We start from the raw sequence: 12,005 nt of genomic DNA, 5'->3' as shown, positions 1-12,005 counted from the left end.
TGTTACCCCCCATGCAAGAAATTATGCAATTTGTTGGTCGCCATCCCATACTGAGTATCGCCTGGATTGCGTTACTGGTGGCGGTTTTGTTCACTACGTTTAAGGGCCTGACGTCGAAAGTGAAGGTCATTACGCGCGGCGAAGCAACGCGTCTTATCAATAAGGAAGATGCGATTGTTGTCGATTTACGCCAGCGTGACGATTTCCGCAAAGGGCATATCGCCGGCGCCGTAAACCTGCTGCCGGGCGAAATCAAAGCCAATAACGTGGGCGAGCTGGAAAAGCACAAAGACAAACCGATCATTGTGGTCGACGCTTCGGGTATGCAGTGCCAGGAGGCGGCGAATGCGCTGATCAAGGCGGGCTTTGAAAAAGTCTCCGTACTGAAAGAAGGCGTTGCCGGCTGGAGCGGTGAGAATCTGCCGCTGGTTCGCGGCAAATAATTTACCCGCTGTCACGAAATCCGTAGGGTAAAAAACACTGGAGAGAAGTATGGCCAACATCGAGATCTACACCAAAGCAACCTGCCCGTTTTGCCATCGCGCGAAAGCGCTGTTGAACAGTAAGGGCGTGAGTTTCCAGGAGCTTCCGATCGACGGCGACGCCGTAAAGCGTGAAGAGATGATCAAGCGCAGTGGCCGTACAACGGTTCCGCAGATTTTTATTGATGCACAGCACATTGGCGGCTGTGACGACTTGTATGCGTTGGATGCGCGTGGTGGACTTGATCCCCTGCTGAGCTAACAACAACACAGATTTTGCGCCTGCCTCATTAGACGTAACGCCGCCGATCCGAACAACGACGGCGCGCGGCGGAATGAGGCAGGCTCTCAGGCTGTATTTAAGGACAACACTAAAAGGGTTTTCTACACATGTCAGAACAAAATAACACCGAAATGGCTTTCCAGATCCAACGTATCTACACCAAGGATATCTCCTTCGAAGCGCCGAACGCGCCGCATGTTTTCCAGAAAGACTGGCAGCCAGAGGTTAAACTTGATCTGGATACGGCATCTACCCAACTGGCGGATGACGTATACGAAGTGGTACTGCGTGTCACCGTAACCGCCTCTCTCGGTGAAGAAACGGCGTTCCTGTGCGAAGTTCAGCAGGGCGGTATTTTCTCCATCAGCGGCATTGAAGGCACCCAGATGGCGCATTGCCTGGGCGCATACTGCCCGAACATTCTGTTCCCGTATGCCCGCGAATGCATCACCAGCCTGGTTTCCCGCGGTACGTTCCCGCAACTGAACCTTGCGCCGGTTAACTTTGATGCGCTGTTCATGAACTACTTACAGCAGCAGGCTGGCGAAGGTACTGAAGAACATCAGGATGCCTGATGAACCAACGTAATGCTTCAATGACTGTGATCGGTGCCGGCTCGTACGGCACTGCTCTTGCCATCACCCTGGCGAGAAACGGCCACCAGGTTGTCCTGTGGGGCCACGATCCGCAACATATTGCGACCCTTGAGCACGATCGCTGCAATGTCGCGTTCCTTCCCGATGTGCCTTTTCCCGATACGCTTCATCCTGAAAGCGATTTAGCCACCGCGCTGGCGGCCAGCCGCGATATTCTGGTGGTCGTGCCGAGCCACGTTTTTGGTGAAGTGCTGCGGCAGATTAAACCGCTGATGCGTTCCGACGCGCGGCTGGTATGGGCGACTAAAGGGCTGGAAGCCGAGACGGGGCGTCTGTTACAGGATGTCGCCCGCGAGGCGCTTGGCGATCAAATTCCGCTGGCGGTGATCTCCGGTCCGACGTTTGCCAAAGAGCTGGCTGCGGGGTTACCGACGGCGATATCTCTGGCCTCCACCGACGACACCTTTGCCGACGACCTTCAGCAACTGCTGCACTGCGGCAAAAGCTTCCGCGTCTACAGCAACCCGGACTTCATTGGCGTGCAGCTTGGCGGCGCGGTGAAGAACGTGATTGCGATTGGCGCAGGCATGTCCGACGGCATTGGTTTTGGCGCTAACGCCCGTACCGCGCTTATCACACGAGGACTGGCGGAAATGTCGCGTCTTGGCGCGGCGCTGGGCGCCGATCCGGCCACCTTTATGGGGATGGCGGGGCTTGGCGATCTGGTGCTGACCTGTACCGACAACCAGTCGCGTAACCGTCGCTTTGGCATGATGCTCGGCCAGGGCATGGACGTTCAGGGCGCGCAGGACAAGATTGGCCAGGTGGTTGAAGGCTACCGCAATACCAAAGAAGTTCGCGAGCTGGCGCACCGTTTTGGTGTTGAAATGCCAATAACCGAGGAAATTTATCAAGTATTATATTGCGGAAAAAACGCGCGCGAGGCAGCATTGACCTTATTAGGTCGTGCGCGCAAGGATGAGCGTAACAGCCATTAGTCGCAAGGAAACGTTTTAACCAATGACCCGGCCCGCGAAGAACGGGCCGGTCGTGAGCCTCATTAGCTGGAGTCCGCAATGCCGTGTGAAGAACTGGATATCGTCTGGAACAATATTAAAGCCGAAGCCCGTGCCCTGGCCGACTGTGAGCCAATGCTGGCCAGTTTTTATCACGCGACGCTACTCAAACATGAAAATCTCGGCAGCGCGCTGAGCTATATGCTGGCGAACAAGCTGGCCTCGCCGATTATGCCGGCGATTGCCATCCGCGAAGTGGTGGAAGAAGCCTACGCCGCCGACCCGGAAATGATTGCCTCGGCAGCCTGCGATATTCAGGCGGTGCGCACCCGCGACCCGGCCGTCGATAAATATTCCACCCCGCTTTTATACCTGAAGGGTTTTCATGCCCTGCAGGCCTACCGCATCGGCCATTGGTTGTGGAAAGAAGGCCGCCGCGCGCTGGCTATTTTCCTGCAAAACCAGGTTTCCGTGACCTTCCAGGTCGATATTCATCCGGCGGCAAAAATTGGCCGTGGGATCATGCTCGATCACGCCACCGGCATCGTGGTGGGTGAAACGGCGGTGATTGAAGATGATGTCTCTATTTTGCAGTCGGTCACGCTTGGCGGGACCGGTAAAACCAGCGGCGATCGCCACCCGAAGATTCGCGAAGGGGTGATGATCGGCGCCGGGGCGAAGATCCTCGGGAATATCGAAGTGGGGCGCGGGGCGAAAATCGGCGCGGGCTCCGTGGTGTTACAGCCCGTTCCGCCGCATACCACCGCCGCGGGCGTTCCGGCGCGCATCGTCGGCAAGCCGGACAGCGATAAGCCGTCGATGGATATGGATCAGCATTTTAACGGGATACATCATACGTTCGAATACGGCGACGGAATCTGATTTCGGGCTATCTGGCTTACCGTATTAATAAAAAGCGCTGTTCCGATGGAGTGCAATCCCGGAACAGCGGGGCGAAGCGTTCGCAATAAGGTTAATCAGGCTGCGGACGGAATCAGCGTAATACGATCCAACGGACCGACGATAAACAGATAAGCAATAAGGCCAATGAGGCCCATTGAACCGACGTATAAGATGGCGAAGTCGAACGACTGGGTATTGGCGAGAATCACCCCGATGACCAGCGGCGTAACGATGCTTGCCATATTGCCGCACATGTTAAATACGCCGCCGGCAATACCTAAAACCTCCTTCGGTGAGGTGTCGCTGAGTACGCACCAGCCCAGGTTACCAAACCCTTTAGCAAAAAAAGCCAGGCTCATCGCGGCAATGACCACGAACTCTGAAGTGGTGTAGTTGGCGATCACAATCACACAAGAGAGCAGCATGCCGCAGATGACGGGCAGCTTACGCGCGATGGTAAGACTATAGCCGCGTTTGAGCAGCCAGTCAGAAAAAACGCCGCCGAGCAGGCCGCCAATAAAACCCGCGATGGCAGGAATGCTGGCCACAAAACCGACTTTCAGAATCGACATGCCTTTTGCCTGATACAGGTAAGTCGGGAACCAGGTCAGAAAGAACCAGGTGATCGAGGTGACGCAGAATTGACCGATGTAAACGCCGATCATCATCCGGTTAACACAGACCGTTTTAATCTGCGCGAAGGTTATTTTCTGCGCCTCCTTTTTACTGCCCAGCGCGGGTTCGCCGCCGCCATGACGAATATAGTCAATCTCCTCCTGATTCACTTTCGGATGGCGCAACGGATCTTTGACTTTAATTAACCAGAAAATACCGAGAATCACGCCAATAGCGCCGATGTAATAAAAGACATAATGCCAGCTTAAATTATGCAAAATAATGGTCATCAGCGGGGTGATCACTCCCAGCGAGATATATTGCGCGGCCTGATAAACTGAGGTGACGAAACCACGTTCATTATTGGGAAACCACTGCACGCTTAAGCGGCTATTTGCCGGAAAGGCAGGCGCCTCAATCGCCCCCATTATCAGGCGCAGAATAACCAACACTATTAAGGGGCTGGCATACAGATAGATGGTCCCCTGAAACATGGTTACCAGCGACCAGCCAATCAATGCGCAACCGTAAACCAGGCGTGACCCATAACGATCTAATAGCCAACCGCCGGGCAATTGCATAATGACATAGGCAATACCAAACGCGGAGAAAGCCAGGCCCATGGATTCTGGATCAAAACCTAATTCTTTGCTCATTATTGGGGCAACAACGGATAATGTTGCGCGGTCTGCATAATTAAATACGGTAGCAAGAAATAAAAATATAAGAATAGTGTGACGCACTTTTGTGCGCTTTATTATTGTGTTCATAATCTACTCCTCAGATAAGGGCAGAATGGATTCTGTAAGGTAAGAGGGGCGGGAATAATTCCCGCCTGACCGTTAAGGGCGTTTACCGAACTCACTTGTTAATTGCGTCCAGCGGCGCGCCTGCTCGCTGAGCGTAAAGCCCAGACCATGACGATCGGAAATCCACATACGGCCATCGCGCAGCTCAAGTTGCTCGTTGAACAATGGGTTCAGCCACTCGAAATGCTCCAGCCACGGCTCCAGCGGGTAAGCTGCGGAAAGGTGCAGGTGCACTTCCATTGCAAAGTGCGGCGCCAGTTTACGGCCGTGCTTCGCCGCCAGTTCCATAATCTTCAGGAACGGAGAGATACCGCCGACGCGCGGTGCATCCGGCTGGACGAAATCGCTGGCATTGCCCAGAATCAGCTGCTCATGTTCGCGGAAACTGGTCAGCATCTCCCCGGTGGCGACGGGCGTATCCAGGGCGGCAGCAAGCCGGGCGTGTCCTTCGATATCGTAGGCGTCCAGCGGTTCCTCAATCCAGATGAGATTGAACTGCTCCATTTTGCGCCCCATGCGGATAGCCGTTTCGCGATCCCACTGCTGGTTAGCGTCAACCATTAACGGAAAATCATCCCCCAGCGCTTTACGCACTGCGGTTAAACGGCGAATATCCTCGGCGCAATCAGGTTGTCCGACTTTCAGCTTAATACCGCCAATGCCATTTTCGCGGGAAATCATGACGTTTTTCAGCACCTGATCGAGCGGTGTATGCAGGAAGCCGCCTGAGGTGTTGTAACACTGAACGGAGTCACGGTGTGCGCCTAACAGTTTTGCCAGCGGCAGGCCGGCGCGCTTAGCCTTCATATCCCACAAAGCGATATCGATAGGGGAGATAGCCTGTACCGCCATCCCGCTGCGCCCCACGGAGGCGCCGGCCCACAGCAGTTTGGTGTAGATTTTGTCGATATCATTGGGATCTTCGCCCAGCAGATTATCGGCTATCTCTTTGGCATGAGCATAAATTCCCTGGCCGCCAGCGCGTTTGGAATAGCTGAAACCCACGCCCTCAAAGCCGTCGCGGCTGCGGATTTCAGCAATGATGATCGCTACTTCGGTCAAGGGTTTTTGCCGGCCGGTCAGCACCTTCGCGTCACTGACAGGGGTTGCCAGCGGCAGAAATGCCAGTGACAGCTTCACCCATTCGATCCGATCGCCGCTTTCAGCCGCGGTTCTGGTATTTGCCGCTTTGGCATAGGTTACGGCGTCGGAATTCGCGCTTAAAGTCATGTTACTCTCCTGGTTGCCTGAATTATGTTTGCGCTAACATTTCTATTCCTCAGCGATTCCGGAATCCAGAGAGTTGATGTTAATTTGAACATTTGATCACATATGCCGTTAAAAAAGCGCTATTTCCTGCAAAATTGATCACAATCCAAAACTTTCTGGGAAAATGCACAATAATAAATGATTGCGTTATCATTTTGCTGTCGACAGATATCAGTAAACTGCTGTATTTACGGCATATCTCCAGGGGAAGCTGGCAATAGCCACAGGCATGATGAATAATGTGCCGATAAATCAGCCAATTTTGCAGGGGCATCCGCAGTGAAGAGAACCAAACCACCTCGTGCGCCGACGCTGGAAGATGTAGCTCGTAGCGCTGGACTGTCTTCAATGACGGTCAGCCGGGTGCTGAATTCGCCGCAGCTGGTTCGTCCCAAAACGGTTGAGAAAGTTATGCAGGCGGTTCGCGCTACGGGCTACATTCCCAACGCGCTGGCGGGAGGACTGGCGTCGCGAAGGAGTAAATTAATTGCTGTCGTAGTGCCGCAGATTAACAACAATATGTTTGTCGATACCATCCAGTCGTTGAGCGATGAACTGGCCCGACGCGGGTATCACATATTGCTGTGCGTTGCGGGATATACGGAACAAACGGAAGCGGAGCTGGTGGCGACTCTGCTTTCCCGTCGTCCCGATGGCGTGGTACTCACCGGGATCTATCACACGACGGAACTGAAGAAAGTGATCCTGAACGCGGCTGTTCCGGTGGTGGAAATTTGGGACTTAACGCCCACGCCGCTCGATATGCTGGTCGGTTTTTCCCATGAAAAAGTCGGGCAGGCGACGGGGGAATATCTTCTGCGCAGAGGCTATCGTCGCCCCGGTTTGTTATGGACTGCCGATCGCCGGGCCGCACAGCGTAAGCTGGGGTTATGCAGTGTTCTGCAACGCCACGCAATTACCGCTGTCCCGCAGGTGGATGTGCCCCTTCCGGCATCGCTTTCGTTGGGACGCAGCGGGTTAACACAGCTTTTTGGCGAAGGTGAATTTGACGTCATTGTCTGCAGTTCCGATACCCTGGCGCAGGGGGCGATAATGGAGGCGGAAAGCCGCGGTTTACGCATCCCGCAGGATTTAGCGGTTATCGGCTTTGGCGACCTTGATTTTGCTGCCAGCAATCGTCCGTCAATTACTACCGTCAGCGTTGACAGACGCGCCATCGGTCAGCGCGCCGCCACGCTGCTGGCCGATCGTATTGAACAGAAACCGTGCGCAGAAACCATTGTGGATATGGGCTTTCATTTGATTGAGCGAGAGTCCGCATAAACGGACGCATGTCGCGAAAAGTACTGTCGGATAAGGCCATTACGCCTGCGATCGCAATACCGCTCCGGGATAACCTGACTGCCGCCACGCCTCATATACCACCACCGACACTGCGTTTGACAGGTTCATGCTGCGGCTGTCCGGCATCATCGGGATACGGATTTTCTGCTCTGCGGGCAGAGCATCAAGAATGCTGGCGGGCAGGCCGCGCGTTTCCGGGCCAAACAGCAAATAATCCCCCTGCTGATAGCTCACCACGCTGTGGGCGGGCGTTCCTTTAGTGGTCAGCGCGAATATCCGCTGCGGCTTTTCGGCTGCCAGAAATGCGGCGTAATCGTGATGGCGCGTCACGGCAGTAAATTCATGGTAGTCCAGCCCCGCGCGGCGCAGGCGTTTGTCGTCCCAGGCAAAGCCCATCGGTTCGATGATATGCAGACGAAACCCGGTGTTCGCGCACAGGCGAATAATGTTGCCGGTATTGGGTGGGATTTCTGGTTCGAATAAAACGATGTTTAACATGCTGCCCCCTTAATTGCGGGGGCAGCATAGCACTTTCACTACGCCGCATCACCCTGCGATAGCGGCGCCAGCGCGGCGGGGAGTTTACTTAACTCCTGCACCAGCGAGTCACGACTGATTTCACTGATGGATTTCGCGCCGGTCAGCGTCATCGCCACCTTCATCTCTTTTTCGATCAGGGTGAGCAGATTGGCAACGCCGGCCTGGCCCGCTGTCGCCAGCGCGTACAGATAAGCACGTCCCAGCAGTACGCTGTCTGCGCCCAGCGCAATCATCCGCACCACGTCCAGCCCGTTACGGATGCCGCTATCCGCCAGAATGGCGATGTCGCCTTTCACCGCGTCGGCAATGGCAGGCAGGGCGCGCGCCGAAGCGTACCGCGTCACGAGCGTCTTCCGGATCGAGGATCCCTTTGATCACCATCGGACCGTCCCAGAAGTCGCGGATCCACTCAAGGTCCTTCCATGAAATCGACGGATCGAAATTGTTCGCCAGCCAGCCGATGTAATCTTCCAGTCCGGTCGGCTTGCCGAGATAGGTGGAGATATTGCCTAAATCATGCGGACGTCCGTTAAGGCCCACGTCCCAGGCCCACTGCGGATGGGTTACTGCCTGCCAGTAGCGGCGCAGCGCGGCGTTCGGACCGCTCATCCCCGAATGCGCGTCGCGATAGCGTGCGCCGGGCGTTGGCATATCGACAGTGAAAACCAGCGTTGAGCAGCCTGCCGCTTTCGCACGCTCCAGCGCATTACGCATAAAACCGCGATCGCGCAGTACATACAGCTGGAACCACATCGGGCGGTTGAGGGTCGGCGCCACTTCTTCGATCGGGCAGACGGAAACGGTGGAAAGGGTAAACGGAATGCCTTTCGCATTCGCGGCGGCGGCGGCCTGCACCTCGCCGCGACGGGCGTACATGCCGCACAGACCGACCGGCCCCAGCGCCACCGGCATCGACAGCTTCTCATTGAACAGCGTGGTTTCCAGGCTTAAATCGGTCATGTTCTTCAGAACGCGCTGGCGCAGCGCCACCTCCGACAAATCCTCCACGTTGCGGCGCAGGGTATATTCCGCATAGGCGCCGCCGTCGATGTAGTGGAACAGAAAAGGGGGCAGAATGCGCTGGGCTGTGGCGCGATAATCGCTGGCTGCTGAGATAATCATGCTTTGTTCTCCCTGGAATGCTCATTATGGTTGCCGGGCAGGCGGGTGATACGCGCCTGGCGGGCCTGGTCTTCATCAAATTGTTTAATCGTGGCGTGGACGAAGCTGAGGTGCGCCATCATCGCTTTACGCGCGCCGTCGGCGTCACCGGTAAGAATGGCGTCCATCACCGCCTGGTGCTGCTCCGTCAGCCGGGAAAAAACCGGTGGAACGAGATACATACGCTGGCGGCTCTGTTTGACCGACGAGTGCAGCAGGTCAAAGAACCCGCGCATGGTCTGCAACAGCATCACGTTGTGTGACGCTTCGGCGATGGCAAGATGAAAACGGACGTCGGCCTGCGAGGCGATGTCCGGGTCTTCGCTGAGGGTGGCGTCAAAACAGAGCTTAATTTTCTCTTTGTCGGCCTGAGTGGCGCGCATGGCGGCGTGCCAGGCGGTGCTGGCTTCAATGGCGTGGCGGGCCTCAAGGATGTCGAAGCTGTAGTCCGGGTCGTCCGCCATCAGGGTTTTCAGCGGCTGAACGATGTTTTGCTCCGACCACTCCTCATGCTGCCAGCGGACAAAGGTCCCGCCGCCGCGACGGCTGAGCAGGACGCCTTCGCTCACCAGCTTCGCCAGCGCTTCGCGCAATGAGTTACGTGATACGCCAAGCTGGTGGGCAAGCTGGCGCTCGGCGGGCAGCTTCATACCCGCTTCCAGCTGTTGTTCTTCAATCAGCGCCCGCACGCGAGAGGCTATCTCGTCGGACAGGCGTTTAGGCATCACAATCACGGAATCATCCAGGTTAAGACATAGGCCTGAAGCGTAGTGATCACGCCCACCATACAGGTGAAGATCAGGCTGTGTTTGACGGTGAAACGGAACAGATCCGACTCTTTGCCGACCAGTCCTACCGCCGCGCAGGCGATGGCAATAGACTGCGGTGAAATCATCTTGCCGGTGACTCCGCCGGTGGTGTTGGCGGCAACCATCAGCACATCCGACACGCCGATCTGCTGCGCAGCGGTAGCCTGCAGCGCGGCGAACAGCGCGTTCGACGAGGTATCCGACCCGGTCAGGAAGACTCCCAGCCAGCCGAGGAACGGCGAGAAGAAGGTAAAGGCGCTGCCGGTATGCGCCAGCGCTAACGCCAGCGTCGAGGAGAGCCCGGAATAGTTGGAGATAAACGCGAAAGCCAGCACCATGCCGATGGAGTAAATTGGCAGCGCCAGCTCCTTCAGCGTACTGCCAAAGGTCTGAATCGCGGCGGAAGGCTTCATCTTCAGCCAGACGATGGACAGCAGCGCGGCGAACAGAATGGCGGTGCCGGTCGCCGAGAACCAGTCGAATTTATACACCGCGGCATAGGCAGTCGCTTCGTTGACCACCGGCGGCATACGCGCCACCAGCTTGTCGAGAAACGGAACCGGAATAGTAATCACCCAGTCGTACAACGCGCCGCCCGGCGCGAACAGCGCTTTAAACGGCGGTATGCTCCAGAGGGTCACGGTGGCGGTCAGGAACAGGAATGGCGACCATGCGCGAATGACCTGTCCGGCGGTATAGCGGGTACGCGCCAGGGTCTGATCCACCTGCGATGCGCCCATATCGCCAAAGCGGAAGATGCGTACCGGCTGCCAGCGTTTCAGGAACAGCGTCAGGCAGACCAGCGAAACCAGCGAGGAGATGATATCCGGCAGCTCCGGGCCGATAAAGTTAGAGCTGAGATATTGGGCAATGGCAAACGAGCCGCCCGCCACCATCACCGCAGGCCAGGTTTCTTTAATACCGCGCCAGCCGTCCATAATCGCCATAATCCAGAACAGCACGATAATGGTCAGGAACGGCAGCTGACGACCCACCATCTGGCCGATCTCAAAGCTGTCCAGCCCGGTCACCTGTCCGGCGACCAGAATCGGGATCCCCATCGCGCCAAACGCCACCGGCGCGGTATTGACGATCAGGCACAGCCCGGCGGCATACAGCGGATTAAAGCCCAGTCCGACCAGCAGAGCGGCGGTGATCGCCACCGGCGCGCCGAAACCCGCCGCCCCTTCAAGGAAAGCGCCAAACGAGAAGCCGACGATTAACATCTGCAAACGCTGGTCAGGGGTAATCGACAGAATCGACGAACGGATAATGTCGAACTGCCCGGTTTTTACCGAAATTTTGTAGACAAACACCGCGGCGATGATGATCCAGGCAATCGGCCACAGACCATAGAAGAAGCCATACACCACCGAGGCCAGCGCGCGATCAACCGGCATTTTGTAAAACAGCAGCGCCACGGCCAGGGCGATCGTCACGGTCCACGAGGCGGCAACGTAACCTTTCAGCTTGAGCTTAATCAGCGCGAAGAAGAAAAACAGAATCGGAAGCGATGCGATCAGGCTGGAAAGCCAGATATTCCCGGCCGGATCGTAGTTTTGTTGCCAGAGATTCATTGCAGGTCTCCTGTGGACCACGGACATAATGCAATGAGTCTGTGCTCATCTCGTCGTCACATTATGTGTAAAAGTGGTCCATCCAATATTGTTATGTAAGGATAATGACAATGAATGGTTAAGCAAATGTTATTTATTGGCAACGTTATTGTAGGTTGAATTTAACAAATTGTGAACCAATGGACGAAAAAGAGGGGAATTGGTAGGGCCAGTTGGCGGGACGAGGCGGGCGACAGCGCTGCCGCCCGCGACAGATCAGAATTCAGACTTTGAAAAGCCGGTCATCTCTTTCAGGCCCATTTCCCGGCCTAACGCGGTCATCGGGTGCACCACTACCAGCCCACGCACGCTTTTCTTCAGTCTGCCCATATCCGCCTGCTCTTTTTTGCTGATGGCGCGACGGAACGGCATGTTCATCAGCTTCTGCGCTTCTTTGCTCAGCTTCTGGCTGTGCACTTCACGCAGGCGGGCGATTTCCGTTTCGAGGGTGGTTTTCTCTTTTTCCAGCTCAGCATATTTGTCTGCGGCATCCACCAGCGACAGCTCCGCCTGCTGATGGCGGATAGCGTCAAGGCGATCGCTCAGGCGTTTGATTTCGTTTTTTTCGACTTCTTTCATGGTATGGCTTCTGATAAAAATA

Annotated in this window: 12 protein-coding genes and 1 pseudogene; 6 read left to right on the top strand and 7 right to left on the bottom strand. The window is 55.9% G+C overall.

The window, feature by feature from the left end:
• Window positions 1-11: 11 nt before the first annotated feature.
• The 5 genes from K7R23_RS05470 to cysE all read left to right on the top strand — a co-directional run bounded on the left by K7R23_RS05470 (window position 12) and on the right by cysE (window position 3,259).
• Window positions 12-443, top strand: a complete 432-nt coding sequence (locus K7R23_RS05470) for a rhodanese-like domain-containing protein (RefSeq protein ID WP_012908147.1) — start codon at window positions 12-14, stop codon at window positions 441-443.
• A gap of 49 nt (window positions 444-492) precedes the next feature.
• Window positions 493-744, top strand: a complete 252-nt coding sequence (gene grxC / locus K7R23_RS05465) for a glutaredoxin 3 (protein WP_012908148.1) — start codon at window positions 493-495, stop codon at window positions 742-744.
• A gap of 128 nt (window positions 745-872) precedes the next feature.
• A complete protein-coding gene (gene secB / locus K7R23_RS05460) occupies window positions 873-1,340 on the top strand; it encodes a protein-export chaperone SecB (RefSeq protein ID WP_012908149.1) in 468 nt (155 codons plus the stop codon).
• A complete protein-coding gene (gene gpsA / locus K7R23_RS05455; RefSeq protein ID WP_012908150.1) occupies window positions 1,340-2,359 on the top strand; it encodes an NAD(P)H-dependent glycerol-3-phosphate dehydrogenase in 1,020 nt (339 codons plus the stop codon). Before secB ends, gpsA begins: the two co-directional genes overlap by 1 nt.
• A 78-nt stretch (window positions 2,360-2,437) precedes the next feature.
• Entirely contained in the window at window positions 2,438-3,259 is an 822-nt protein-coding gene (gene cysE, locus K7R23_RS05450) for a serine O-acetyltransferase (RefSeq protein WP_012908151.1), read from the top strand.
• 95 nt (window positions 3,260-3,354) lie between these two features.
• Here the strand turns inward: cysE and K7R23_RS05445 are convergent, their stop codons facing one another.
• Window positions 3,355-4,665 carry an MFS transporter gene (locus K7R23_RS05445; protein WP_012908152.1) on the bottom strand — a complete coding sequence of 437 codons (1,311 nt, stop codon included), beginning with the start codon at window positions 4,663-4,665 and terminating at the stop codon, window positions 3,355-3,357.
• Window positions 4,666-4,737: 72 nt separating this feature from the next.
• Window positions 4,738-5,934, bottom strand: coding sequence for an L-talarate/galactarate dehydratase (locus K7R23_RS05440; RefSeq protein WP_012908153.1), 1,197 nt, complete (start codon window positions 5,932-5,934; stop codon window positions 4,738-4,740).
• Window positions 5,935-6,252: 318 nt separating this feature from the next.
• Here K7R23_RS05440 and K7R23_RS05435 point away from each other — a divergent pair, with 318 nt between their 5' ends.
• A complete protein-coding gene (locus K7R23_RS05435; protein ID WP_012908154.1) occupies window positions 6,253-7,257 on the top strand; it encodes a LacI family DNA-binding transcriptional regulator in 1,005 nt (334 codons plus the stop codon).
• Window positions 7,258-7,296: 39 nt separating this feature from the next.
• On the opposite strand, the gene trmL is transcribed toward K7R23_RS05435, so the two are convergent.
• The 5 genes and pseudogenes from trmL to K7R23_RS05410 form a co-directional block, all read right to left on the bottom strand.
• Window positions 7,297-7,776, bottom strand: coding sequence for a tRNA (uridine(34)/cytosine(34)/5-carboxymethylaminomethyluridine(34)-2'-O)-methyltransferase TrmL (gene trmL / locus K7R23_RS05430; RefSeq protein ID WP_012908155.1), 480 nt, complete (start codon window positions 7,774-7,776; stop codon window positions 7,297-7,299).
• Between the two features lie 38 nt (window positions 7,777-7,814).
• A pseudogene (gene lldD, locus K7R23_RS05425) lies at window positions 7,815-8,940 on the bottom strand (FMN-dependent L-lactate dehydrogenase LldD).
• Window positions 8,937-9,713: a transcriptional regulator LldR gene (lldR, locus tag K7R23_RS05420; protein WP_012908156.1), complete on the bottom strand. Its 777-nt coding sequence runs from the start codon at window positions 9,711-9,713 to the stop codon at window positions 8,937-8,939. The pseudogene lldD and the gene lldR overlap by 4 nt, the downstream one beginning before the upstream one ends.
• Window positions 9,710-11,365, bottom strand: a complete 1,656-nt coding sequence (gene lldP / locus K7R23_RS05415) for an L-lactate permease (RefSeq protein ID WP_043013316.1) — start codon at window positions 11,363-11,365, stop codon at window positions 9,710-9,712. The genes lldR and lldP overlap by 4 nt, the downstream gene beginning before the upstream one ends.
• Before the next feature lie 255 nt (window positions 11,366-11,620).
• A complete protein-coding gene (locus K7R23_RS05410) occupies window positions 11,621-11,983 on the bottom strand; it encodes a YibL family ribosome-associated protein (protein ID WP_012908158.1) in 363 nt (120 codons plus the stop codon).
• Window positions 11,984-12,005: the final 22 nt, after the last annotated feature.

It is taken from the genome of Citrobacter rodentium NBRC 105723 = DSM 16636 (assembly GCF_021278985.1).
Lineage (GTDB): Bacteria > Pseudomonadota > Gammaproteobacteria > Enterobacterales > Enterobacteriaceae > Citrobacter_A > Citrobacter_A rodentium.
The sequence above is the reverse complement of the archived record's forward strand: the minus strand, read 5'-3'. Positions and strand labels throughout refer to the sequence as shown.